This window comes from Collinsella ihumii (genome assembly GCF_030385545.1).
GTDB classification, from domain to species: Bacteria; Actinomycetota; Coriobacteriia; order Coriobacteriales; family Coriobacteriaceae; genus Collinsella; species Collinsella ihumii.
The window spans coordinates 1-24,122 of the sequence record NZ_JAUEIQ010000011.1; the positions used below are offsets into that span (position 1 = coordinate 1).

Genomic DNA, 24,122 nt, shown 5'->3' on the forward strand with positions numbered 1-24,122 from the left:
ATGTCGTCTACAAAACCGCACCTGTCCCCAAAGGACCCATCCGGGCGACCGGACGCTATGCGAGGATCGAGGCAATGGTTTCCGGTGAGAGCGGGCCTCGTGGCTGGGGCGCCGCGTCGCAGGGGAGAAGCTGCTTTTCCATCCACGTGACCGAAAGCCAGCGCCCGAGCTTGAACGCGCAGTTGTCGAATGTGCCGCAGATGCGGTAGTCCAGGCGTTCGTGAAACGCGATCGACCCCGTGTTTTCGGATGTGATGCAGGCGACGGCGAGCGCTATGCCCTGCGCGGCCATGAGCTCCTCGAGCTTGTGGAGCAGGGTGGACCCCAGCCCGCGGCCCTGATGGGCCGGATTGAGGTAGATGGATGTCTCGGCGGCCCACTGATATGCCGGGCGGCTCCTCAACGTAGAGTAGTAGGCGTATCCCGCGATGTCGCCGGAGTCAGCGTCCTCGGCGACGAGGTAGGCGAAGTCTTTGCCGGTTGCCTCGATGCGGCGTCGGAACTCATCGAGGCTCGGGACTTCGAACTCAAAGGACACGACGGTATCGGTCACAAACGGTGCGTAGATCGAGAGCAGGCGCTCGGCGTCCGCTGGGGTTGCGGTGCGAATTTGGTAGGCCATGATGTCTCCTGGTAGAAATACGGCTCAGTGGGAATAATGTACTGCAACCGCCGGCGCTCGTCATTTGACGGGCATGTTGGCGTGCACATAATCAGCAATGAGCACAATGTGCGTTAGAATGAACGAATACGTCCCGGACGCGAGAAGAAAGGGGCCTGAAATGGCTTCGGATGCAAGAAAGATTCTGCTAGTCGAAGACGAGAAGGCAATTCGTGATGCTGTGGCCGCTTATCTCGAGCGCGAGGGGTATTGGGTTGTCGGCGTGGGTGACGGCCAGTCTGCCGTCGAGGAGTTCGAGAAGCATCAGTTCGATCTGATCGTGCTCGACCTCATGCTCCCCAAGCTCTCCGGCGAGCGCGTGTGCCGTGCCATCCGCGACACCTCCGACGTGCCCATCATCATGCTGACCGCGAAGGGCGAGGTCGAGGACCGCATCATCGGCCTGGAGCTCGGCGCCGACGACTACCTCATCAAGCCGTTCTCGCCGCGCGAGCTCGTGGCCCGCGTGCGCGCGCTGTTCCGCCGCACGCATCTGGCCGATGAGCCCCAGGTCGAGGTGCTCGACTTCGGCGATCTGGTCATCGACATCTCCGGCCATAAGATTTTGGTTGAGGGCCGCGAGGTCGACCTCACGGCTTCCGAGTTCAAGCTGCTCACTACGCTCGCCCGCCATCCGGGCCGCGTGTACAACCGCATGGAGCTGGTCGAGAAGGTTCTGGGCTACGACTTCGAGGGCTACGAGCGCACGATCGACAGCCATGTGAAGAACCTGCGCGCCAAGCTGGGCGACGATCCCAAGAAACCCAAGTGGTTGTTCACCGTGCACGGTGTCGGCTATCGTTTTGAGGCCCCGCAGCAACCCAAGAAAGATGAGGACGCCAGCAAGTAATGCTTCCGGCACGCTTGGTTACCGAACAGAAGAATAAACAGGACACCGAGGCGAGTTCCCGTGCGAGCTGGAACACGCCTCGTTCCGATTCCCGCACGCATATGAGCTACGGCACGCGCATGGCGCTCTCGTTCGCATTGACCTCGCTCATGACCGTGCTGATCATGGTCTGCGTGGTCTCGGTGGTGTGGGGCGGCGTGTTTTCCGAGTACACGCGCGCCAACGTGACCGAGATCGCACAGCTCACGAGCCAGAAGCTTGCGAGCATCTATGAGACCAAGGGCTCATGGAGCCTCTCCGACCTGGCTTCGCTGAGCGACTCCACCATGACATCGGATGACATCGGCCTGCAGGTGATGGATACCGACGGCACCATCCTGTACGACGACACGTGGCCCGCCGCCCCGGTCGCCGCCGAGCTCAAGCGCCTCAGGGAAGAAGGGTCCTCCGGCGAGGAGAGCGATGACGAGAGCTGGCCCGCGCAGGCGCACAGCCTGGTGTCCACGGCGCCGACCGATGCCGAGGGCGCGGTGACCGAGCAGATCGTCACGAGCGACGGCGAGAACGTCGGCTCGGTGCGCCTGTGGGTCATGGGCAGCGACGTGCTGCTCACCAAGGCCGATGCGGCGTTTCGCGATCGTACGTTCAACGCCATGGTCATCGCCGCGTTCGTGGCCGTGGTGATTGCGCTGCTCGTCGGTCTTCTGGTGTCGCGCAGCCTCGTGAAGCCCATTCGCCGCATCACGGGCACGGCCAAGCAGATCCGAGACGGCGATCTGTCCGCGCGCACGGCCATGCGCGGAGACGACGAGATAGACCAGCTGGGCGAGACGTTCGACGAGATGGCCACCTCGCTCGAGAAGGACCTGAAGCACGAGCGCCGCCTGACGTCGGACGTGGCCCATGAGCTGCGCACGCCGCTGATGGCCATGCTCGCCACCGTCGAGGCCATGCAAGACGGCGTCTATCCTACCGATTCCGAGCACCTTGAGACGGTCGCATCGGAGACGCGCCGCCTGGCGCGCCTCGTGCAGCAGATGCTCGACCTCTCCCGTATGGAAAACCGCACGGCCCCGCTCAACCTCGAGCCGGTGGACGTCGTCGCGCTCGCGCGCAACATCGTGAATTCCCAAGAGCAGCTGTTCGTCCAGCGCGACCTGCGCCTTCGCTTTGCCGATGAGACGGGTGGCCGCGGCGCCACCATCGAGATCGATCCCGACATGATCACGCAGGCCATCATCAACCTGCTCTCCAACGCCATGCGCTACACGCCGGAGGGCGGCTGGGTGGTCGCGTCGGTCATGCTCGACCGAAAGGACGTGCTCATCTCGGTCGCCGACACGGGTATCGGCATCGCCAAGGAGGATCTGTCGCGCATCTTCGGAAGGTTCTGGCGCGCCGATGCGAGCCGTGCGCGCGAGGCGGGCGGACTGGGTGTCGGCCTTGCGGTGACCAAGCAGATCGTCGAGCGCCATCACGGGTTCATCTCCGTGGAGTCGGAACTTGGAAAGGGTACGACTTTTACGATTCATCTTCCGCGTGAGCATGCACCCGAAGCGCCTTCAAGTACAATGAAACACTAGACTGTGCTCCTGTCGGTCAAGGAGATACTCGCGCCCGCCCCGTGCGGGCGAGTTTCTGCCGCTCCGAGCAGGCCAGTTGCACATCGGCACCTCCGGTGTGGGAGAACGTATATCTAGGTTAAGGAGTTGACCAGCGTGACTTCGATGGAGCGTCGTCCGGATTCCCAGGGCAAGGTTCGCGATATCTACGATGCCGGCGACAACCTGCTCATGGTTGCATCCGACCGCATCTCGGCGTTCGACTATATTCTGCCGAACGAGATTCCGTATAAGGGCGAGGTGCTGAACCGCATCTCCGCGTTCTGGTTCGATAAGTTCGCCGACATCGTCCCCAACCACGTGGTCTCGATCGACGTGAAGGACTTCCCGGCGGAGTTCGCCGACTACAGCGACTACCTGGCCGGCCGCGCCATGCTCGTCAAGAAGGCAGAGCCCATCAAGATCGAGTGCATCGTCCGCGGCTATCTGACCGGCAGCGGCAAGAAGACCTATGACCAGGACGGCACCGTGTGCGGTATCAAGCTGCCCGCCGGCCTGACCGAGGCCTCCAAGCTCCCCGAGCCGCTGTTCACGCCTTCCACCAAGGCCGATATCGGCGACCATGACGAGAACATCTCCTACGAGCGCTGCTGCGACATCGTGGGCGAGGACATCGCCAGCCAGCTTCGCGACCTGTCCATCAAGATCTACTCCGCAGCTGCCGATTACGCGGCGACGCGCGGCATCATCATCGCCGACACGAAGTTCGAGTTCGGCCTGATCGATGGCAAGGTGGCGCTGATCGACGAGTGCCTGACTCCGGACTCCAGCCGCTTCTGGCCGGCCGCCGAGTACGAAGAGGGCAAGGTCCAGTCCAGCTACGACAAGCAGTACCTGCGCAACTGGCTGCTCGCCAACTGGGACATGACCGGTGACGCGCCGCAGCTGCCCGCCTACGTCATCGAGGAGACCTCGGCCAAATACCGCGAGGCCTATGAGATCATCACGGGCACCGCGTTCAGGTCCATGAAGGAGAACAAGTAAGTGAGTACCCGCAACCCCATGAACAAGCGTAGCCAGGCGCAGCAGTCCGGCGACATGACCGGATTCACGCGCAAGTCGGCAGGTTCCGCCAAGCCGGCGCGCGCGGCCGCTTCGTCTGTGCGCGTCGTCCCGGCTTCCGCCAAGGAGAAGCGCAAGCAGGCCGAGCGCGGCGAGTCCCTGGCGGGCCTCTCTCGCGAGGAGAAGCGCGCCCGCAGGCGCGAGCAGCGCCTTCAGGAGGATCGCATCTACGCGGTCTCGAACGAGCTTCTCAAAGGCGAGCCCGACTACAAGAGCCGACGCAGGGTGTTCTGGGTGTTGCTTGCCGTGGGTCTGGTCGCCACGCTGGCCGTGTGGCTCGTGCTGCTGGGCATCGATACCGGTGCTGCCGATATTGCCCGGCCCGTCCAGATCGTGGGCCTGGTCATCGCGTACGTCTGCATCATCGCGGCGTTCATCTACGATATCGTGCGCATCCGCCCGCTGCGCAACGACGCCCGCCGTCGTGCCGAGGGCATGTCCGAGGCCAAGCAGATCGCGCTGATCGAAGAGGCTACTGCCGCCGATCGCGCCAAGCGCGAGGCCAAGAAAAAGAAGTAGCTGCGCCGGAGGCGACGTGCACAAGGGCCGGCATCCTGTCGGCAACATGGATGGAATATGGGGTGCGTCGCCTGAGCGCGACGTGCCCCTTTTTTTGGGCCCGCGCGTGCGCGTGATTGATAGGAGGAACCATGGATAGAGCCGAGCTGACCGCCGAAGAGGCCCGTGCCGGCATCAAGGCGCTCGCACCGCAGATCGATCGCTACGCGAACCTGATTGTGCGCACGGGCGTGAACGTGAAGCCCGGTCAGGAGATGGTGGTCCAGGCGCCGGTGGAGACCTGCGAGTTCGTGCGCCTGCTTGTCAAGCACGGCTACGCGGCTGGAGCCGGCCACGTGACGGTCATCTGGAACGACGATGCGGTGACGCGCATGACCTATGAGAACGTCGAGACCGCGTATTTCGAGCAGACGCCCGAGTGGCAGCGCATCCAGCTCGATTCGCTCGCGGAGGCGGGAGCCTGCTTCATCTTTGTCGAGGGCGCCGACCCCGAGGCGCTCAAGGGCATCGATCCCGCAAAGCCCGCCGCAGCCTCCAAGGCCCGCAACACCCAGTGCCGCTCTTTCCGCCGCGGCCTCGATTTCAACATCAACCCCTGGTGTATCGCGGGCGCTCCCGTCGCGGCATGGGCGAAGCACGTGTTCCCCGGCGTGCCGGACGACGTCGCCATCTATCGCCTGTGGTGCGCGATCCTGTCCGTCGCGCGTGCTGACGGCGCGGATCCCGAAAGCGATTGGGAGCTGCACAACGCGACGTTCGAGAAGAACCTGCGCTTCCTGAACGAGAAGCGCTTCGTTGCCTTGCACTACACGGCGGATAACGGCACGGACCTGACAGTCGGTCTGACCGACCGCCATCTGTGGGCGGGAGGCTGCGGCGAGACGCCGGATGGCCACCCGTTCTTCCCGAACATCCCGACCGAGGAGGTGTTCACCTCGCCGGACTGCGAGAAGGCGGACGGAATCGTGTACTCCGCGCTCCCGCTCATCCACCATGGCAACAAGATCGATCGCTTCTGGCTGCGCTTCGAGGGTGGCTGCGTGGTCGACTACGACGCGGTGATCGGCAAGGACGCGCTCACGAGTATCCTTGCAACCGACGAGGGCGCTCGCCGTCTTGGCGAGGTCGCGCTCATCTCCAAGAACACGCCCATCCGCGAAAGCGAGATGCTGTTCTACGACACGCTGTACGATGAGAACGCGAGCTGCCATCTGGCGCTCGGCATCGGATTCGCCGAGTGCTACGAGGGCGGGTACGGCATGACGACCGAGGAGCTGCGCGAGCGCGGCGTCAACACGTCGAGCACCCACGTGGACTTCATGATCGGCACCGACGACCTCGACATCATGGGCGTCTGCGCCGACGGCACGGAGATCCCCGTGTTCGTGAACGGCCAGTGGAGCTGGGAGTAGTTTGCCTCGCGTGCCAACGTGGACGGCAATGTGCGGCCGACGTGGTACAATGCCATTCGCGGGCCGTTAGCTCAGCTGGCAGAGCAGGGGACTTTTAATCCCAAGGTCTAGGGTTCGAACCCCTAACGGCCCACCATATGTATGTAAAAGACCCCGGCGACGGGGTCTTTTCATAGGTATTCGAGGAGGACGCATGACGCGCGACGAGGCACTGAGCGTGCTCGGGTTGTCGACGGGTGCCGGCCGCGAGGAGATCGCGGCCGCCTATCGCGAGCTCGCACAGATGCTCCATCCGGACAAGTACGGCGACAACAAGCGTCTTCGCGAACGCGCCGAGCAGCAGATGCGCGCCATCAACGAGGCCCGCGACGTGCTGCTCAAGGGGGCGCGGTCCTCGGCGCGCCGCCCGTCTGCCCCCCAGGCCTCATCTCCCGCATCGATCGCGTTCGAGGCAACGGCCCGCGCGAACGCTGCGGAGACCGCGCGGCTCTCGGTGGTGGCGCAGCTGCGCACCATGCGCGAACGGCGCCGCTCGATGCTCGTCATGGCCGGCGTGGCCGTGGTGGTCGCGTTCGTCTGCCTGCGGATGCGTTTTGCCGGCGGCTTCGGGGCGACGATCGGCTCCATCGCCTCGATGGTGGCCGTGTGGGGCGTCATCGATGCCGTCATACTGTCCAGCCAGGTCGATGCGCTGCAGAAGCGTTCGCGCGAGCTGCTCCAGACACGCGACGCCGCTCGCAAGATCGCTGAAGATGCGGCGAATCTGTAACCTGCGGGTTTGATTGCCGCCCTGTGCAGCATGGCCGGGATACGCGGTAGAATAAACGGTTAGACCATACGATTGCCTGCGCGAGAGGATGCGTGCGATGCCCCAGAACAACCAGACGACCAGCACCGTCTCACCCGAGCTCGACGAGATGACCTGCGATGTGATCGGCATGTTTCTCGACGCGCTTGCCGAGGGCGATGATCCGGGAGTTGTCGTGTGCGTTGAGGACAAGGCGTGCAACCGATACGAGGTCGTCTTCACCGATGACGGTGAGGAGGCCTGCCTGAGCGCCGCGCAGGCGTTTGTGACCGAGCATGCGGCGCACGGCGTGTCCAGCGACGGCGTGGGCAAGCTCGAGCGCTATGCGATTGCGTGCACCGGATGCGTCGAGATCGACGGGGCCTATGAGAACGCGGTGCTCGTGAGCTTCTACGAGCGGGGGCTTGCGACGGGTTTTTCGGCCTACGTGCTCTACGACGGCGTTGGCGCCAAAGACAACTTTATGTGGAGCGACCCTGAACCTGCAGGTGAAGAGCCCGCGCTCTTCTAAGGTCCGCTACTATATATACGTTTTTTCAAACCGATTACCGAGAATATCGCACGCCCACCGATTGGGCATGCGTGCTGCAGTGAGGAAGAGGGACATATGCGCGTTGATAACCTGAGGGATATCGCCATCATCGCACACGTCGACCACGGCAAGACGACGCTGGTCGACAAGCTGCTGCGCGCCACGGATGCGTTCCGTGCCAACCAGCAGGTCGAGGATCGCGTGCTCGACTCCAACGACCAGGAGCGCGAGCGCGGCATCACCATTCTTGCCAAGAACATCTCCATCGAGTACAAGGGCGTGAAGATCAACGTCATCGATACGCCCGGCCACGCCGACTTCGGCGGCGAGGTCGAGCGCGTGCTGCGCATGGCCGACGGCGCCCTGCTTCTGGTCGATGCGTTCGAGGGCCCCATGCCCCAGACCCGTTTTGTCCTGCGTCACGCCATCGACTGCGGCCTGCGCGTGATGATCGTCATCAACAAGATCGACCGCGACGGCGCCAACCCCGAGAAGGCGTACAACGACTGCCTCGACCTCATGGCGGATCTGGGCGCTTCCGACGAGCAGCTCGAGTTTGCCATGGAGCACGTGGTGTATGCGAGCGCCATGAACGGCTTCGCCCGCCTTGATCCCGAAGACGGCAACATGGACATGTACCCGCTGCTCGACATGATCCTGGACGACATGCCGGCGCCCGACGTCGACGTCGACGGCCCCCTGGCCATGCAGTGCGTGACGGTCGACCACTCCAGCTACGTGGGTCGCATCGGTATCGGTCGCGTGTACTCCGGCACCATTCATGCCGGCGATCAGATCCTCGTGGTCAAAAACGACGGCGAGCGCGCCATGGCGACCGTGAAGCAGCTGTTCACGTTCGACTACCTCGGCCGCACCGAGTGCACCGAGGTCGGCGCGGGCGACATCGCGGCCGTGGTCGGCGTTGACTCCACCGACATCGGCGACGTGTACACCGACCCCGCGAACCCCGTGGAGCTCGACCCGATCGAGATCGATCCGCCCACGCTGTCCATCGTGTTCGAGGCGTCGACCTCCCCGCTCGTGGGTCGCGACGGCGATATCGTCGGTGCCCGTCAGCTCAAGGAGCGCCTGTTCAACGAGCGCGAGAACAACGTGACCATGCGTATCGAGGAGCTGCCCGACAAGAGCGGCGTGGAGGTTTCCGGTCGCGGCATCCTGCATCTGTCCGTGCTCATGGAGACCATGCGTCGCGAGGGCTTTGAGTTCCAGGTCGGCCGTCCGCGCGTCCTGATCAAGAAGGATGAGGACGGCAACCGCATGGAGCCGATCGAGCAGGCCGTTGTCGAGTGCCCTGACGAGTACGCGGGCAAGGTCATCGAGGTGTTCGGTAATGCCGGTGGCACCATGACCAACATGCAGACGGGCAGCACCGTGACGCATATCGAGTTCCGCATCCCCACGCGCGGCATCATGGGCCTGAAGAACCGCATCATGAACGTGAGCCACGGCGAGGGCGTGTTCTACCACACCTTCCTTGAGTATGGTCCCTATGCCGGCGAGATCGGCAACCGCAACAACGGCGCCATGATCTCCATGACGACCGAGAAGGCGGTGGCCTACGCGCTCGGCACGCTGCAGGAGCGTGGCCAGCTGTTCGTCGAGCCCGGTACCGAGTGCTATGAGGGCATGATCGTGGGCGAGCGTTCCAAGCCCGGTGACATGGTCGTCAACATCGCGCGCACCAAGAACCTGGGCAACCAGCGCTCTTCTACGGCGGACATCGCGGTTCAGCTCGTTCCGCCGCGCACCTTCTCGCTTGAGGAGGCACTGGAGTACATCGCCGATGACGAGCTGGTTGAGATTACGCCCAAGAACATCCGCCTGCGCAAGCGCCTGCTGAACGCAACCGACCGCAAGAAGGCCGCCGCGCGCGCCATGAGCGGCAAGTAAGAAGCGCTTTACCTGGTAGAATGCGTATTCGCTATTGAGAAGAGCCCTATCCCCACCGTGGGGATAGGGCGCTTTTTCACGGAATATTGTGTTGCTTATTAGTAATAATAAAAATTTATGTTTTCATCCCTGTCGGAGAGCCCGAGAAAACAAAAGTCCCTTTTTTTGTTTTGGGAAATCGACATTGCGCCGGAAAAGCGACCAATACGGTCAGTTTAGAGATCGAGACGCCGATGCTCGCGCTGCTGGCGATGCCGCTTGAGCCGATCGAGGGCCGCTTTCTTGCTTTCGCGATGGCGGCGACGTGCGATATCGGCTTGAACGCGCTCGCGTCGACCCTCGAGCTCCTCGATGGAGCGGTTGGTGGTTTCGGGGCGCGTCGTGGTGCGCGTGCGGCGCCGTGACCGATGGATCGCCTCAGCGATATCCATGTCGGCCGGGCTCTTGATGTCGTAGGCGAGCGAGATGAAGCGCAAGAGCATGGTCGTCGCGACGCAGATGATCAACGCGATGATGTTGGAGATGTCCATATCCACAAGGACCACGTAGGCGACAGCGCCGCCGATGGCGGCGACAGCGTAGAAATTGCTCGGTTGAAAGATAGCGGGCGTGCGTCCCAGGCATACATCGCGAATCATGCCTCCGCCGACCGCGGTGAAAAAGCCCATGGTCACGCAGATAAGCGGCTCGAATCCGTAGACGTACGCCTTATCGGCGCCCGTGGCGGCAAAGAGCCCCACGGAGAAGATATCGAGGATCGCGATAAGACGGTCCTGCTTCTCCAAAAGCGAGGGGATGACGAAGGTGATGGCCGCCGTGATAACGGATGCGGGCAGCGCGAGCGGCTGGTCGAGGAAGTAAACGCTTCCGACCTGAAGGATCATGTCGCGCAGCAGACCGCCGCCCAGACCGCAGACGACCGCAAGGCATATGGCTCCAATGAGATCGAGTTTCTGCTTGCGCGCGGCAAGCGCTCCGGTGGCCGAAGCGGTGACGACGGCGAGCATCTCGAATCCAATCGGGACGGGAACCATCTGGCTGGCAGCTCCTCCGCCGGCGTTTGCAGCGAGAAGGGCGGGGGTTGCGATGGAAAGCAATGCGGACATGAGGCAATCCTCTTGTAGGGTAGAAGCGGCTTGAAAACCTTCGCTATCTTACATGGAAATGAACCGGTGCATGACCGCTGAATACCCCGATGGCGGGGATTAGCCATATTTGGTTTCAGAAGGTGGTGCAAAGGCAAGGTGGCGGAGAGAGAGGGATTCGAACCCTCGGAACGCTCGCGCGCTCAACGGTTTTCAAGACCGCCGCATTCAACCGCTCTGCCATCTCTCCGTGATTGGTAATGATAGCATCAAACGAAAAGGCGGATCGGCGGAAGGACGTGCGTGAACACAATCGAATCAGACGAGCGCTACATGCGCGAGGCCCTGGAGGAGGCGCGCAAGGCGGAGCGATTGGGGGAAGTGCCCATCGGTGCGGTCGTGGTGTATGAAGACGAGATCATCGCGCGTGCCCACAACCTGCGAGAAACCGCGGAGGACCCGTCGGCTCACGCCGAATTCGCCGCCATGCTGCAGGCGTCCCGGGTGTTGAAGCGCTGGCGCCTGACGGGTTGCACCGTCTACGTTACGCTCGAGCCCTGTCTCATGTGCGCGGGCCTTATGGTCAACGCGCGCATCGACCGTTGCGTGTTCGGCGCCCCGGATCCCAAGGGCGGGGCGACGGGGACGTTATACCAGGTGAACGACGACCCGCGCCTCAACCATGCGTTCGAGGTGACGCAAGGCGTGCTGGAAGACGAATGCGCAGGTCTGCTCCGCGAGTTCTTCGCCGCCCTTCGCCAAAGGCGCAAGGCGGAACGCGAGAAAGAGAAGGCGAGCGCGACCTCTGACGATGAAGCATAGGCACCGGGGCGTGCATGCAATTTTAGGGACTGTCCCCAAAAATTCATGGGGTCTGGTACTATAGTGCAACAGCGCCTAGCGCGTTCGATGGGTTCGGGTGACGATATGTTCCGAATCTGGTCAGGTCCGGGAGGAAGCAGCCATAAGGAGCCTCTGCCGGGCACCCGTTCCCATCGAGCGCACGGGCGCATTTTGTTTTTCGGATCGGTCAAGATTCGGCCACGCTCCTGTCATGCTTTCCTTGAGGTACATCTGAGCGACCTGCATCTGGCGTATGATGATGCGAGGGAAACGCCGATCAATTCTTTTCGCGCCGGTCGGCCTCGTGGCGGGCGCCGCGAAAGAAATTGATCGGCGTTTCCCTAACCGTGTTGTTCGGTCGCTTGGAGACAATGCCTATGCTGGAGCTAATCAAGCGCTTCTCGGGCGGATATGTTCGGTATTTCGTTATCGGTCCCGCCTGCAAGCTGCTCGAGGTCTTCTTTGATTTGCTGACGCCGCTGGTGATCGCGCGCATGATCGACGAGGGCGTGGGTTCGCACGACGCGGGCGTCGTCGTTCGCTACGGCGTGCTGTTGTTCGTGATGGCCGTGGTAGGCATGGGATTCACCCTCGTATGCCAGAAGATGGCGGCGCTCGCGTCGCAAGGCATGGGCACGGCGGTGCGTTCGCGCCTTTACCGTCGCATCAACGAGTTCTCGCACGCGGAGCTCGACCGATTTGGCACCCCGTCGCTTATCACGCGTATCACCAACGACATCAACCAGATCCAGCTCGCTTTGGCGCTGGGTATCCGCCAGCTCATCCGCTGGCCGTTTCTGGCGATCGGCTCCATGGTCGCGGCGCTGTTGATCGACTTGAAGCTCGGCTTGATCTTCCTGGTCTCGACGCCTTTGATCGGCCTGGTGTTCTGGATTGTCATGGCCCGGTGCGTGCCGTATTTCAAGCAGATGCAGGCCAAGCTCGACCGCATCGGGTTGATTACGCGCGAAGGGCTTTCAGGCGTCCGCGTCATCCGCGCGTTCGTGCGCGAGGAGCACGAGCGCAAGCGCTTCAGGGATGCGGCCTACGATCAGGCGGCCGTCGCGATCGCGGTCGGCAAACTGTCGTCAATCCTCAACCCGGTGACATTTCTCGTCATGAACCTCGGTGTCTGCGCCATCTTGTGGATGGGCGGCATCCAGGTGGATACGGGCGAACTCACGCAGGGCGAGGTCATGGCGTTCGTGAACTACATGACGCAGACGCTGCTGTCGATCGTGTACGTGGCGAACCTCGTCGTGGTGTTCACCAAGGCGAGCGCGAGCGCGTCTCGTGTGAACGAGGTGCTGCACTGCGAGCCGTCGATTGTCGATGCGGGCAACGAGTCGGTTGACCTGCCGTCCTCCGAGGCCGTTGCTTCGGGCGAGGCTCCCTGTGCGATACGCATGGATGGCGCCTGCTTTGCATTCGGCGATGCCGAGGTGAACACGATCGACCGGGCGACGCTCGAGCTGGGACTCGGAAAGACGCTCGGTGTGATCGGCGGTACCGGTTCGGGCAAGTCGACGCTCGTGTCGCTGATGCTGCGCCTGTACGATACGCGTTCCGGTTCCGTCGAGGTCATGGGCGCCGACGTGCGCGCATGGCCGCTCAAGCAGCTGCGACACGTGGTCAGCATCGTACCGCAGCGGGCATCGTTGCTCTCGGGCACCATACGCAGCAACCTGACATGGCGCGATGCGCATGCGACGGACGATCAGCTGTGGGCCGCGCTGGAGATCGCGCAGGCGGCGGAGTTCGTGCGCAAGCTTCCCCAAGGGCTGGACGCACCTGTCGAGGCAGGGGGCAAGAACTTCTCTGGCGGCCAGCGCCAGCGCCTGACGATCGCGCGCGCCCTGGTGGGCGACCCGCTCATCTTGATTCTCGACGACTCCGCATCGGCGCTCGACTTCAAGACCGATGCCGCCCTGCGCCACGCGATACACGAGCGCGGGCAGCGCAGCGCCGCCGAGGGCGGCCTGCCGCTCACGACGGTGATCGTGAGCCAGCGCGTCTCATCGGTGCGCGACGCCGACGTGATCTGCGTCATGTCGCACGGTCAGGTCGCCGGACTCGGCACGCATGATGAGCTGCTGGCGAACTGCCCTCTGTACGAGGAGATCTGCCTCTCTCAGCTTAAGCGCGAAGAGCTCGGAGGCTCCGCTGCGCCCACGTCGGCGCCTGCGGTCGACCGCCCGACGCGCGTCCGTCCCCAACTGGCAGGAGGTGAGGCCTGATGAATCCGTATGCATCCGCCGGATCGGTGTCCACGGTCACGGCCAGCGTTTCGGGAAACGATAATCTGAATGCCGACGGCGGCGGCGCCCCGCGCGGTGAGATCGGCGGCGTTCGCCTGTCGACCGGCGAGGTGACGCGCAGGCTCCTTTCATATGTCAGGCCGCATGCGGTCTCGTTCTCCATCTCCTTCGTCTCCGCTGCCATCTCCGTGGTCCTCCAGCTGTATACGCCCATTTTGATCGGACGCGGTATCGACCTCATCATCGATACCGGGCGCGTCGACTTCGATGCGCTGCTGCCGCTGGTGCAGGTGCTTGCGCTTGTCGTCATCGGCGCCGCGGCGTTCCAATGGCTGCAGGGCTATTGCGTGAACCGTCTCTGCTACGAGACGGTTCGCGACATGCGCATCCAGGCGAGCGAGAAACTCGGTCGCATGCCGCTTTCGTTCATCGACGCGCACCCGCACGGCGACCTCATCTCGCGCGTGGTCAACGATGTCGACCAGGTGGGCGATGGCCTGCTGCAAGGTTTCACGCAGCTGTTCACCGGCGTGGTGACCATCGTGGGCACGCTCGTGTTCATGCTGACGATCTCGGTTCCCATGGCGATCGTGGTCGTGCTCGTGACGCCCGCATCGGTGCTCGCCGCTTCGCTGATCGCCAAATTTTCCAACCGGAGCTTCAACGACCAGCAGCGCGTGCAGGGTCAGCTGGGTGGCTACATCGAGGAATACGTGGGCAATCAGCGCCTGGTCGATGCCTTCGCGCATGGTGACGAGGCTCAAGACGGTTTTGACGCCATCAACGGCGAGCTCTATGTTGCCGGCGAGCGCGCCCAGTTCTTAAGTTCGCTCTCCAATCCGGGGACCCGCTTCATCAACAACCTCATCTATGCGGTGGTGGCGGTTATCGGTTGCGTCGGCGTCATCACGGGCGTGCCGGCTTCGCTGACCGTGGGCGAGGTTCAGACGTTTCTGTCGTATGCCAACCAGTACACCAAGCCGTTCAACGAGGTGACGAGCGTCATCACGCAGGTCCAGACGGCCTACGCTTCGGCACGCCGTCTGTTTGCCCTGCTCGATGCCGTCGAGGAGCAGCCCGATGCGGCCGACGCTGCTGTCGTCGACCATCCCCAGGGCGGCGTGAGCCTGTCCCATGTTGATTTCTCCTATGTGAAGGACCGCAAGCTTCTGCAGGACATTTGCATCGACGCCAAGCCGGGTATGCGGTTTGCGTTCGTCGGTCCGACAGGCTGCGGTAAGACGACGCTGATCAACCTGCTGCTGCGATTTTACGACGTGGATGCCGGTCGCATTGAGCTGGACGGCGTCGAGACGCGCGACATCACGCGCGCGAGCCTGCGCAGGTCGTTCGGCATGGTGCTGCAGGATACGTGGCTGTTCGAGGGCACCGTTCACGACAACATCGCGTACGGCAAACCGGATGCCACGCGCGAGGAGGTCATCGCGGCCGCTCGCCGAGCGCATGCCGACAAGTTCATCGCGCAGCTGCCGCAGGGCTACGACACGGTGATCGGCGAGGACGGCGGGTCCTTCTCGGCAGGCCAGAAGCAGCTTTTGTGCATCGCGCGCGTCATGCTGACCGACCCTGCCATCCTGCTGCTCGACGAGGCGACCTCGAGCATCGACACCCGCACCGAGCTGCAGGTCCAAGCCGCCTTTGACGAGCTGATGGACGGTCGCACGAGCTTCGTGGTGGCGCACCGCCTCTCGACGATCCGCAACGCGGATTGCATCCTCTACATGCGCGACGGGCAGATTCTGGAGCGCGGCACGCATGACGAGCTCCTGGCGCGCGGCGGCTTCTATGCGGAGCTGTACAACAGCCAGTTCAGTGAGGGGTAGAGTGGTCGTGATCCTCCGGCGAATCGCGTGCAGAGGGTCTTTATATCAATTGTTTGGATTTGGTATCAACGTTTGAGGTATCGGAACCGGAGGTTGATACCAAATTCATCTACTGTCGCTTTTGCATCGTGACAAAAGGTTTAATCAGGGTGCGATACTCCTGCCGCAGCCAGACGGCTGCCAGATCTCCGATGGCCTACAGAACCTCGACGCCTGCGGTGGCGCAGGCTTGCAGGAAATCGGCGGGCAGGTTGCCGTCGCTCACGATGATATCGACACGCTCGAGCCCGCAGACCGAAAACGTACTGCGGGTACCGACCTTGCTGGAGTCCATGAGGGCGATCACCTCATCGGCCTGCTCGATGCATGCGCGCTTGAGGCTCGCCTCCTTGCTAGAGCCGCAGGAGAACCCGGTTTTTGGCGAATAGCCCGTCACGCCCATGAAATACTGGTCAAACGCCAATTCCTTGACGGCGTCGACGCTCTGGCTGCCGGTGATGCTCATGCTGTAGCGGTTGAGCTTGCCTCCGATGACGTAGACCTGCGGGCGTTCAAGGCGCGCAAGTTCGGCGGCGCAGGTGAGTCCCGAGGTGAAGATCAACGCGTTTTCGTCGGGTAGGGCGGCGGCAAATGCCGTGGTGGTGCTGCCCGAATCAAGGAAGATGCTCGTGTTGGGTTGAACGAGTCCGAGGGCCTTGCGGGCAACGAGCTTCTTGGCTTCGGTGTTCTTGCCCGTTCGCGTGCTGAGCAGCCCGTCGGTACCGATGATCTGCTCAACGGAGCGCGCGCCGCCGTGGATGCGGACGATGCGCCCCTCGGCGTCGAGCGCCTTGAGATCGGTGCGGAGTGTCATCTCCGAAACGTTGGGGAAGTTTTCCTTCAACTGTCGAAACGACACCGTTCCCATGGCTTCGACGAGCTCTACGATGGCATTGCGACGCTCTTCCATGCGATTCTCTCCGTTTGAAGTTGAGCATGTTGCTGTGAGATGCATCATAACAGAGCACGGCAGAAATAAATCCCGTGCCGGTTTGAAATCAATGCCGTGGGCAGAAAGCGCTGCCCGCGGCATTGATCGTGGGGAGAGGCGGCGACCGCCCCCTGCTGACGGCCGCCGAAAGATGGGATCCGAGGAGAAACCGTCGTGCTACTCGGTCTCGGCCCAGTGCTCGAGCAGGTAGCGCTCGGCGGCGGGGCACCACAGGCCGCGGTTGGCCTCGACGATGTCGGCCAGGCCGGCGTAGCGCTCGTCCTCTGCGGCCTTGGAGCGCAGGTCGTCGAGGGCGGTCAGCGGCATGGAGATGTGCGTGTAGATGAGCTTCTTGCCGCCCGGGATCTTGGGCAGGTTGAGCGTGGTGTCGGCTGCGGCGTCCAGACCGCCCACGTGGGTGACCATGACGGACGGATCGACGCGGTCAGCCGCGGTGAGCTCCAGCGACTCCACCATGTCGGCGGTGTTGCCGCCGGTGGTGCCCATGACATGGTGGCTGCCGTAGTGCACCTCGTAGAAATTGATGGGGGCGCTGAACTGCTTGTCGGTGGGGCCGGCGAAGAAGTTGAGGCAGCCGTCGCGGCCCATGATGGCCGAGGAGAGCGTGACGACCGGCGCGACCGGCGCGTAGCACAGGACGTCGTCGAAGCCCGTGCCGCCCGAGGCCTCGCGCAGCGTGGCCACCGGGTCATCGCAGGCGCCGTTGTTGATGAACATGAGGTCGATACCGGTCTCGGCCTTAATCTCCGCAGGCGGGAAGAGCTCGGCGGCGCGGTCCAGACGGTCCTGGTTGATGTCGGCCACCACGACGAGGCTCGGGCGACGGTCGCAGTGCAGCGCGTAGGTGAGCGCGCCCAGGCCCATGGGGCCCGCGCCGGCCACGATGGCCAGCTTGCCGCCCTCGCGGATGCCCATCTCGTGCTCGTACACGCCCATCTGGGTGTGGTACGCGGCATGGAACGCGCCGATGGAGCAGCTCATGGGCTCGGCGAGCGACGCCTGGTAATACGCCTCGCCGGTGTACTCCAGCAGGCAGTCACACTCCATGACCTCGGCGGGCAGGATGCAGTAGGTGGCGTCGCCGCCGCAGAACTCGTACGAGTAGCCCGGGCTCCACATGGTGCCCTTGTAGTTGAGCGCGGGCTGGATGGTGAACTTCATGCCCGGCTTGAAGCGGTCGGCCCACTTGGCACCCACCTCGACGATATCGCCGGCGAACTCGTGACCCATGATGGCAGGGTGCTCGGCCACGTCCTCGTGCACGCGCTTGTGGTCGACGCCCAGCGTGGCGCACTTGTAGGTGGACATGCAGATGCTGTCGGACACGACGCGCACGAGCACCTCGTCATCCTTGATGGGGGGCAGCTCGAACTCCTCCAGGCGAAGGTCGTTGGCCGCGTGCAGGCGGACTGCTTTTGCTTTCATGATTACTCCTTTCTTGACGCGCCGCAGATCGCAGCGCGAGATTTCCGATGGGGCGTGGATGAGGGGCTACAGGCGCGTGAGCTGCACCTGCTCCAGCAGGCGATCGATGTCGTCCCGCTTGGCGGGCTCGGTTCCTGGCTGCATGACGGTTGCGGCGCCCACGGCCATGGAGAGGCGCGCCGCCTGCTCGAGGGGAAGGTTCTGGTCGGCGGCGTACGCGAGCGCCGCGACGACGGAGTCTCCGGCGCCGACGGTGGAGATCACTTCGACGGCGGGCTGGTGCAGCCGGTATGCGCCCTTGTCGGTCATAAAGATTGCGCCCGCGCTGCCCATGGAGACCATGACCTGTTCGATGCCGCCGTCGACAAGTTCTTGAGCTGCGGCGATGATGCTGTCGTCGTCGGCAAGCTCGCGTCCGAGCATACGGCCGAGTTCGACTTCGTTCGGCTTGATGAGGCTCGGTTTGGCGGCGAGCCCTTCGACGAGCGCCTCGCCGTCGGCGTCGAGGAAGACGCGAGCGCCGGCCTTGCGGCAGGCGCGCGTCCAGGTGGCGTAGGTCTTGGTCGGAGCGCCGGCGGGCAGGCTGCCGGAAAGCACGACGATATCGCCCGGATTGATCTCGAGCGCCAAGATGGCGAGTGCATCGTCGAGCATGGCCTTGGTGACTGCGGCACCTGGCTCGTTGATGTCGGTGTAGGTGTGCGAGACAAGGTCGACAACCTTAGTATTGGTACGTGTGTCGCCCTCGGCTGCGAACGCGCGCACGGGGATGCCCATCTCATCGAGAGCGGAGGTGATGAAGGAGCCCGATGCACCGCCCAAAAACGCAACAGCCGTGCTCGTGCCCCCCAGTTGCTGGATGGTCTTGGAGACGTTGATGCCCTTGCCGCCCGCATCCTGGCGGATGGAGGAGACGCGATTGACCGCATCCAAGGTGAAGTTGTCGACATAGATGGTCTTGTCGACGGCGGGGTTCAAGGTAACGGTGTAGATCATCGCAAACCTCATTTCTGTTGGTTCGAAAGCTAAGTACAGCCTAAATCAGCGAAATGCTTTGTCAATACAACAGTCAAAAATAGTGAAAACAAAAGTCCAGAACTGCCATTTACCGACTAAAAACTACCGTTTAAAGTGTAAAAGCAAGGATTAGACAGAACTGTTGAAACAACAACAATAGGATACAGGCTATCGAATCGCTACCCACAAACGAAAGGGAGGACACGATGGCGATCAAAGACAAAGTGTCGTCATTCGGAAAGTTCCTGAGCGGTATGGTGATGCCGAACATCGGCGCCTTTATCGCCTGGGGCTTCCTGACGGCGCTGTTCATCGAGACGGGCTGGTTGCCCAACGAGCAGTTCGCGAGCATTACGGGACCGATGCTTTCCTATCTCATCCCCGTGCTCATCGCGGCTCAGGGCGGCTATCTCACCGGAGGAGATCGCGGGCGCATCACCGGTGCCATCGCGGTCATCGGCTGCATCGCCGGCGCGCCCGACACGACGATGCTCATGGGCGCCATGGTGATGGGCCCGTTTGCCGGTTGGGTCATCAAGATGTTCGACAAGGCGATGGAGGGCCGCACGCCCGCTGGCTTTGAGATGCTTATCGACAACTTCTCGGTCGGCATCATCGGCATGCTGCTGGCGATGCTCGGCTACGTCGCCATCGGCCCGATTATGACGGCGATCCTCACCGTCCTCATGGGTGGCGTCCAGATCTTGATCCAGTACAGCCTCATGCCGCTGCTCGCGATCTTCATCGAGCCGGCGAAGGTGCTGTTCCTGAACAACGCCATCAATCACGGCATCTTCACGCCCATCGGCATCGCCCAGGCGCAGGAGACCGGACGTTCAATCATGTACATGCTTGAGGCCAACCCCGGCCCCGGTCTCGGCGTGCTGCTGGCATACTGCTTCTTCTGCCGCGATGCGAAGACGCGCCAGTCCGCGCCCGGTGCCGTCATCATCCACTTCTTCGGCGGCATCCACGAGATCTATTTCCCCTACGTGCTCATGAACCCCAAGGTCATCATCGCCCCCATCGTGGGTAATGCGTGCGCCATCGCATGGTTCAGCTTCACCGGCACCGGCTTGACCTCTGCGGCTTCCCCTGGTTCCATCATTGCATTTTTGTCCATGACGCCGCCTGAGTTCATGGTCACCAATATCATCGGCGTCGCGATTGCCGCCGGAGTGTCGTTTGCGATCGCCGTCCCGCTGGTGCGCTCCATGGCCGTGGCGGATATCGATCGCGCAAGCGAGCAGATGCGCGAGATGAAGGGCACCTCCGAGGCCGCGGTCATCTCGGACACGAAGGACGGCAAGATCGTGTTCGCGTGCGACGCCGGCATGGGCTCCTCTGCAATGGGCGCCACCAGGTTCCGCAACCGTATCAAGGCGGAGCGACCCGACCTGACCGTTGAGCATTCGAGCGTCGACACCGTTCCCGCCGACGCGGCCATAGTGGTGTGCCAGCGCGTACTGTCCGAACGTGCCCGCAAGAGCGCGCCGACTGCGCAGATCGTCACCATCGACAACTTCCTTGACGACCCCGCGCTCGATGCGCTGTACGAGGCGCTGACCAAGCTCGCCCGCGCCCACGAGCTCAAGGGCGACGAGGTCGCCGCTCCGGCGCTCGTGGAAGAACCCAAGCCGGCCGAGGCGTCCGCACCCGTGCTTAGCGTGACTGCCGATGATATCCGCGTGGGCTGTCAGACGCTTTCACGCGAGGACGCGATCAGGGCTTCCGGCGCGCTGCTCGTGGAGAAGGGCTGCGTCGACGCGAGCTACGTGGATGCCATGGTCGAGCGCGACAAGCTGACCAGCGTCTACATGGGCATGGGCGTGGCGATCCCGCACGGTACGAACGAGGCCAAGGATGCGGTGAAGCATACCGGCGTGGTCCTGCAGCAGTATCCCGACGGCGTGGATTTTGATGGTGAGAAGGCGTATCTGCTCTTTGGCATCGCCGGCAAGGGCAACGAGCATCTGGAGGTGCTGGCCGCCATCTGCAAGGCCATCGAGGACGAGAGCGTGCTCGAGAAGATGAAGACCACCGATGACGTGGCATGGATCGCCGACGTGCTGAACAAGGCGAACTAGCATCACCCGATCCCTTTCATGCGCGCGGGCCTCCGGTTGATCCGGAGGCCCGCGTATGCGTGCGGTGGGCGTATCGCACGGTTGATATGCGCGCCGTGCGGTTATCCGATGCCGGACTGGGGTATAGAGCGGTGTGATTACGGTTTCATGACGAGTGACAGGGAGAGGGACGTGGACAAGAGGAACGTCGCGCTGCTCTACAACAGCCGTGGGGGCAACACCAAGATGGTCGCCGAGGCGCTGAGGGATGCGTTGGCTCAGCATGGTATCGAGGCGGAAGCGTGCGAGATCACCGCAGCCGACCTCGATGGTGCGCGCTCGGCGATCAAGCCTGCCGATGTGGTTCTGCTGGGCTTCTGGTGTGATAAGGGAACCTGTTCCGAGGAGGTGTCGGAGCTTTTGCCCGAGCTGTCTGGCAAGCAGGTCTTCGTGTTCGGCACGGCCGGATTCGGCGGGGCGCCCGAGTATTTTGAACGGATCCTTGCCGGCGTGAAGGCAAAGCTGCCCGAAGATGCGGCGTATCTGGGCGGCGCCATGTGTCAGGGGAAGATGGGCCCGGCGATTCGCAAGCGCTACGAGGCCATGTTGGCGGAGAAGCCTGGTGACCAGCGCGTGCAGGCGATGATCGACAACTTCGACGCCGCGGCAAGCCACCCCGATGCGAGCGATGTGCAAAAGATCGCCGACGCGATGCTGGCTGCTCTGGACATCAGGTAGCTGCGGATACCTCCGCGCTCCGCGGCGCCTTCCTGTGCGCACCGGTGAAAAAGCGCGCGCCCCTGCTCTCTATGGAAAACAGGGGCGCGCGCTTTATGATGACCGGCTACTGGATCTTGGTCGTTCCCGGTGCGAGGTTCGGATCGGTCTCGTTTGCCGCCGATTGGTATCGCGTCGTGTAGATGTTCTTGCCGTCGTAGAACATCTCGTAGTACTGCATCGTCGCGTAGTCGCTGCGGGCCTGAACGGCTTCCTCCAGCGTGGCGTTTCCGCCTGCGTCGGTGACGCTCGAGAGGTACCAGCGGCCGTCGGCGTCCTCAAAGCCCGTGGTGTTGATGGCGGGCAGCGCCTCGCGCAGGCTGATGAGCGACTTCTGGTAATCGCTGAGCGGCGCGCCGATGACGTTCATGAGAGCGGAGCCCAGGTAGTTGGTGGACAGGTCGACCGTCTCGCTCGTCTGGTCGTTGCCCGCCACGTCGTAGTTGGCCCAGATGAGGTAGTCGGTCTGCCACAGGCGCTCCTGGTGCGTCGCCTCGTCCTCGTCGGTGAACCACAGGTCGTTGAAGCGCGAGGGGAAGAAGGGCTGGTGGTCGCCGAAGAACACCACGACGACCTTGCGGTCGAGCCGCTCCAGCTGGCGGATGAAGTAGCGCAGGGCCTCGTCGGATTCCTTGATCAGCGAGACGTACTCGTTGATCTCGGAGTCGGACATGCCGTCGATGCTCAGCTCGACGCGCTTGTCGGCAGGAATGAGGCCGGTGTTGTAGCCGGAGTGGTTCTGCATCGTCACGTCGAAGATGAACTGCGGGTTGTTGTTGGTATCGAGCAGCTCGAGAATCTTGTCGTACGTGGCGCGGTCGGTGACCATGCCGCGCAGCGTCTCGGCATCTTGGAAGTCCTCGATGGCCAGGAAGTCGTCGAACCCGAAGTCCTCGTAGACGTTCTCGCGGTTCCAGTTCGTTGCATGGTTGGGGTGCATCGCCACCGTGTCGTACCCGAGGTCCTTGAACTGACCAGCGAGGTTCTCGGCGTCCATGAGGTTGTAGATGGTGTAGGGGTACACGCCCGTGCCGAGGTTGGACATGGAGTTTCCGGTCAGGAACTCGTACTCGGTGTTGGCGGTGCCGCCGCCGTACGCCGAGACGTAGAGCTTGCCGCGCTGCAGGCAGTCCGACAGGCTCTTGAAGAACTCGGGACCGGTGTAGTCCGCGTGCATCTGCTGGTAGATGGACAGATCGGCGAACGTCTCGTTCATGATGGCGATGACCGTGGGCTTCTCCTCATCGAACTGGGCTTCGGCCGCGGCGCGGTTCTCGTTGGTCGCGTTCTGCTCATCGTAGGCGCGCGCGTACTCATCGATGAGGGCCTCGGCCGCATCGACGCTGTAATCGTCGGGCTTGGGCGGGTTGATGGTCTGGGCGCCCGAGATGAAGGCGGGCAAAAATCCCTGACGGTAGTAGCTCTCGAGCGGGCGCCACGTGTAGATCGTGATGCCGAGGGTGTGGTAGTAGTCGATAAGGGTGACGTGCGCACCGACGCCGCCGATGATGAGCAGACCGATGACGAGGTTGATGATGAGGCCCTTGCGCGAACGGGCCTCGGGGGCGGGACGCAGGGTGCCAGCGAGCATGGCAAGCAGCATGGCGATCGCGGCGCACGCGAGAGCATACAGGCAGAACGCGGACAGCGTGTAGGTGTAGCCCGTTCCCGCCACAGCCGCCGCGGTCGAAAGGGCGGACAGGTCGCCCGGCGTGATGGGCATGGACTTGAAGGTGATGACGAAGTACTCGGCGACGCCGATGATATAGAGGATGAGCGCGAGGGCGGCGCTCGCGGCGCCGCGGCGCTGGAGCACCAAGAAGAGGCCCGTGAGCACGCCGGCGATCAGGCCGAACTCAAGCAGCAGGCACAGCGGGTACATCCAGGTCAGATTGTGGTTCGATGAAAGCTCGAGCCCGAGCGTGGCGGCGGTACTCGCAAGCAGCATGAACGCGATGGAGAGCACGAGGGGGTGGGGGAAGCGCCCGGTCGGGGACGTCAGGCTCTGCAGGTGGGATGCAAGCTGCTCGCGGTTGAAGGCGGCGGTCGCGCATCCGGTCAGGATGATGTTCAGCACGAGTGCGGAGAGCAGGTCATCCTGAACGAGCCCGATGCCCGACCAGATGGCGATAAAGGCCTGGAGCAGGGCGAACGCTATACCCCATGCGATGGCATAGGGGGAGATGGATCCTTGCCCGGAGCGGGCGCGACGCACGGCGAGGGCTGCAGAGGTCACCGTACCGGCAAGGCCTAGACACGTGATGATCGTTACGACCATGGCGGAAAACTCCTTTATGGGCCAGGCGGCCCAAAGATTCTTAACCAAAAGGTGACATCGTCTTGATGCTGCAAGAACCAATGGTACAGAACGATTGTCGAGATTGTATCGACTCGACAAGGAGTGCACAGTTAGGATGGGAAAACAGCAGGAATACACGC

19 protein-coding genes, 2 tRNA genes and 1 other RNA gene are annotated in these 24,122 nt (G+C 62.9%); 15 read left to right on the forward strand and 7 right to left on the reverse strand.

Annotated features, from left to right (window positions below; translation table 11 throughout):
- Positions 1 to 55: 55 nt before the first annotated feature.
- Positions 56 to 622, reverse strand: coding sequence for a GNAT family N-acetyltransferase (locus tag QVN30_RS10070; protein ID WP_204538418.1), 567 nt, complete (start codon positions 620 to 622; stop codon positions 56 to 58).
- Positions 623 to 782: 160 nt separating this feature from the next.
- Between QVN30_RS10070 and QVN30_RS10075 the strand changes: the two genes are divergently transcribed.
- The 9 genes from QVN30_RS10075 to typA all read left to right on the forward strand — a co-directional run bounded on the left by QVN30_RS10075 (position 783) and on the right by typA (position 9,377).
- Positions 783 to 1,511 (forward strand): response regulator, encoded by a 729-nt coding sequence (locus QVN30_RS10075; protein WP_066830656.1) that lies wholly within the window; start codon positions 783 to 785, stop codon positions 1,509 to 1,511.
- Positions 1,511 to 3,094, forward strand: coding sequence for a sensor histidine kinase (locus tag QVN30_RS10080; RefSeq protein ID WP_289836264.1), 1,584 nt, complete (start codon positions 1,511 to 1,513; stop codon positions 3,092 to 3,094). The genes QVN30_RS10075 and QVN30_RS10080 overlap by 1 nt, the downstream gene beginning before the upstream one ends.
- A gap of 144 nt (positions 3,095 to 3,238) precedes the next feature.
- Complete coding sequence (locus QVN30_RS10085) at positions 3,239 to 4,117, forward strand: phosphoribosylaminoimidazolesuccinocarboxamide synthase (protein ID WP_204538468.1); 879 nt, start codon at positions 3,239 to 3,241, stop codon at positions 4,115 to 4,117.
- A gap of 18 nt (positions 4,118 to 4,135) precedes the next feature.
- Positions 4,136 to 4,714: a hypothetical protein gene (locus tag QVN30_RS10090; protein ID WP_289836265.1), complete on the forward strand. Its 579-nt coding sequence runs from the start codon at positions 4,136 to 4,138 to the stop codon at positions 4,712 to 4,714.
- Between the two features lie 131 nt (positions 4,715 to 4,845).
- On the forward strand, positions 4,846 to 6,126 hold the full coding sequence (locus tag QVN30_RS10095) for an aminopeptidase (RefSeq protein WP_289836266.1): 1,281 nt from the start codon (positions 4,846 to 4,848) through the stop codon (positions 6,124 to 6,126).
- A 60-nt stretch (positions 6,127 to 6,186) separates the two neighbouring features.
- Positions 6,187 to 6,262, forward strand: a tRNA-Lys gene (locus tag QVN30_RS10100).
- Positions 6,263 to 6,319: 57 nt separating this feature from the next.
- On the forward strand, positions 6,320 to 6,895 hold the full coding sequence (locus QVN30_RS10105) for a J domain-containing protein (protein ID WP_289836267.1): 576 nt from the start codon (positions 6,320 to 6,322) through the stop codon (positions 6,893 to 6,895).
- Between the two features lie 97 nt (positions 6,896 to 6,992).
- Positions 6,993 to 7,445 (forward strand): hypothetical protein, encoded by a 453-nt coding sequence (locus QVN30_RS10110; protein ID WP_187119114.1) that lies wholly within the window; start codon positions 6,993 to 6,995, stop codon positions 7,443 to 7,445.
- A gap of 96 nt (positions 7,446 to 7,541) precedes the next feature.
- The gene (gene typA, locus QVN30_RS10115; protein WP_204538427.1) at positions 7,542 to 9,377 is read left to right on the forward strand and encodes a translational GTPase TypA; all 1,836 of its coding nucleotides are present in this window, start codon (positions 7,542 to 7,544) and stop codon (positions 9,375 to 9,377) included.
- A gap of 215 nt (positions 9,378 to 9,592) precedes the next feature.
- Here typA and QVN30_RS10120 read toward each other — a convergent pair whose 3' ends face one another.
- Positions 9,593 to 10,483: a trimeric intracellular cation channel family protein gene (locus QVN30_RS10120; protein ID WP_289836268.1), complete on the reverse strand. Its 891-nt coding sequence runs from the start codon at positions 10,481 to 10,483 to the stop codon at positions 9,593 to 9,595.
- 139 nt (positions 10,484 to 10,622) lie between these two features.
- Positions 10,623 to 10,712 (reverse strand) — tRNA-Ser (locus tag QVN30_RS10125).
- Positions 10,713 to 10,765: 53 nt separating this feature from the next.
- On the opposite strand from QVN30_RS10125, the gene tadA reads away from it, so the two are divergent.
- From tadA to QVN30_RS10145, 4 genes are all read left to right on the forward strand, one after another.
- Complete coding sequence (gene tadA, locus QVN30_RS10130) at positions 10,766 to 11,284, forward strand: tRNA adenosine(34) deaminase TadA (RefSeq protein WP_289836269.1); 519 nt, start codon at positions 10,766 to 10,768, stop codon at positions 11,282 to 11,284.
- An 84-nt stretch (positions 11,285 to 11,368) separates the two neighbouring features.
- Positions 11,369 to 11,464, forward strand: an RNA gene (gene ffs, locus QVN30_RS10135) — signal recognition particle sRNA small type.
- Positions 11,465 to 11,682: 218 nt separating this feature from the next.
- A complete protein-coding gene (locus tag QVN30_RS10140; RefSeq protein WP_289836270.1) occupies positions 11,683 to 13,542 on the forward strand; it encodes an ABC transporter ATP-binding protein in 1,860 nt (619 codons plus the stop codon).
- On the forward strand, positions 13,542 to 15,407 hold the full coding sequence (locus tag QVN30_RS10145) for an ABC transporter ATP-binding protein (RefSeq protein ID WP_289836271.1): 1,866 nt from the start codon (positions 13,542 to 13,544) through the stop codon (positions 15,405 to 15,407). Before QVN30_RS10140 ends, QVN30_RS10145 begins: the two co-directional genes overlap by 1 nt.
- 196 nt (positions 15,408 to 15,603) lie before the next feature.
- On the opposite strand, the gene QVN30_RS10150 is transcribed toward QVN30_RS10145, so the two are convergent.
- The 3 genes from QVN30_RS10150 to pfkB all read right to left on the reverse strand — a co-directional run bounded on the left by QVN30_RS10150 (position 15,604) and on the right by pfkB (position 18,819).
- Complete coding sequence (locus tag QVN30_RS10150) at positions 15,604 to 16,356, reverse strand: DeoR/GlpR family DNA-binding transcription regulator (RefSeq protein ID WP_066830618.1); 753 nt, start codon at positions 16,354 to 16,356, stop codon at positions 15,604 to 15,606.
- Positions 16,357 to 16,554: 198 nt separating this feature from the next.
- Entirely contained in the window at positions 16,555 to 17,823 is a 1,269-nt protein-coding gene (locus QVN30_RS10155; protein ID WP_204563451.1) for a zinc-binding dehydrogenase, read from the reverse strand.
- Between the two features lie 66 nt (positions 17,824 to 17,889).
- A complete protein-coding gene (gene pfkB / locus QVN30_RS10160; protein WP_289836272.1) occupies positions 17,890 to 18,819 on the reverse strand; it encodes a 1-phosphofructokinase in 930 nt (309 codons plus the stop codon).
- A 227-nt stretch (positions 18,820 to 19,046) separates the two neighbouring features.
- On the opposite strand from pfkB, the gene QVN30_RS10165 reads away from it, so the two are divergent.
- A complete protein-coding gene (locus tag QVN30_RS10165) occupies positions 19,047 to 20,927 on the forward strand; it encodes a PTS mannitol transporter subunit IICBA (protein ID WP_289836273.1) in 1,881 nt (626 codons plus the stop codon).
- A 171-nt stretch (positions 20,928 to 21,098) separates the two neighbouring features.
- Positions 21,099 to 21,644 (forward strand): flavodoxin family protein BilS, encoded by a 546-nt coding sequence (gene bilS, locus QVN30_RS10170; protein WP_289836274.1) that lies wholly within the window; start codon positions 21,099 to 21,101, stop codon positions 21,642 to 21,644.
- 106 nt (positions 21,645 to 21,750) lie between these two features.
- On the opposite strand, the gene QVN30_RS10175 is transcribed toward bilS, so the two are convergent.
- Positions 21,751 to 23,961 carry an LTA synthase family protein gene (locus QVN30_RS10175; RefSeq protein ID WP_289836275.1) on the reverse strand — a complete coding sequence of 737 codons (2,211 nt, stop codon included), beginning with the start codon at positions 23,959 to 23,961 and terminating at the stop codon, positions 21,751 to 21,753.
- Between the last annotated feature and the right edge of the window lie 161 nt (positions 23,962 to 24,122).

What these genes read in the sequence shown, in the direction of transcription:
- QVN30_RS10080 (WP_289836264.1), top strand. Translation starts at nt 1,511, where the DNA reads ATGCTTCCGGCACGCTTGGTTACCGAACAGAAGAATAAACAGGACACC.
- typA (WP_204538427.1), top strand. Translation starts at nt 7,542, where the DNA reads ATGCGCGTTGATAACCTGAGGGATATCGCCATCATCGCACACGTCGAC.
- QVN30_RS10070 (WP_204538418.1), bottom strand. Translation starts at nt 622, where the DNA reads ATGGCCTACCAAATTCGCACCGCAACCCCAGCGGACGCCGAGCGCCTG.
- QVN30_RS10120 (WP_289836268.1), bottom strand. Translation starts at nt 10,483, where the DNA reads ATGTCCGCATTGCTTTCCATCGCAACCCCCGCCCTTCTCGCTGCAAAC.
- QVN30_RS10175 (WP_289836275.1), bottom strand. Translation starts at nt 23,961, where the DNA reads ATGGTCGTAACGATCATCACGTGTCTAGGCCTTGCCGGTACGGTGACC.
- QVN30_RS10110 (WP_187119114.1), top strand. Translation starts at nt 6,993, where the DNA reads ATGCCCCAGAACAACCAGACGACCAGCACCGTCTCACCCGAGCTCGAC.
- QVN30_RS10085 (WP_204538468.1), top strand. Translation starts at nt 3,239, where the DNA reads ATGGAGCGTCGTCCGGATTCCCAGGGCAAGGTTCGCGATATCTACGAT.
- QVN30_RS10105 (WP_289836267.1), top strand. Translation starts at nt 6,320, where the DNA reads ATGACGCGCGACGAGGCACTGAGCGTGCTCGGGTTGTCGACGGGTGCC.
- QVN30_RS10155 (WP_204563451.1), bottom strand. Translation starts at nt 17,823, where the DNA reads ATGAAAGCAAAAGCAGTCCGCCTGCACGCGGCCAACGACCTTCGCCTG.
- QVN30_RS10095 (WP_289836266.1), top strand. Translation starts at nt 4,846, where the DNA reads ATGGATAGAGCCGAGCTGACCGCCGAAGAGGCCCGTGCCGGCATCAAG.
- QVN30_RS10165 (WP_289836273.1), top strand. Translation starts at nt 19,047, where the DNA reads ATGGCGATCAAAGACAAAGTGTCGTCATTCGGAAAGTTCCTGAGCGGT.
- pfkB (WP_289836272.1), bottom strand. Translation starts at nt 18,819, where the DNA reads ATGATCTACACCGTTACCTTGAACCCCGCCGTCGACAAGACCATCTAT.
- QVN30_RS10145 (WP_289836271.1), top strand. Translation starts at nt 13,542, where the DNA reads ATGAATCCGTATGCATCCGCCGGATCGGTGTCCACGGTCACGGCCAGC.
- QVN30_RS10090 (WP_289836265.1), top strand. Translation starts at nt 4,136, where the DNA reads ATGAACAAGCGTAGCCAGGCGCAGCAGTCCGGCGACATGACCGGATTC.
- QVN30_RS10140 (WP_289836270.1), top strand. Translation starts at nt 11,683, where the DNA reads ATGCTGGAGCTAATCAAGCGCTTCTCGGGCGGATATGTTCGGTATTTC.
- QVN30_RS10150 (WP_066830618.1), bottom strand. Translation starts at nt 16,356, where the DNA reads ATGGAAGAGCGTCGCAATGCCATCGTAGAGCTCGTCGAAGCCATGGGA.
- QVN30_RS10075 (WP_066830656.1), top strand. Translation starts at nt 783, where the DNA reads ATGGCTTCGGATGCAAGAAAGATTCTGCTAGTCGAAGACGAGAAGGCA.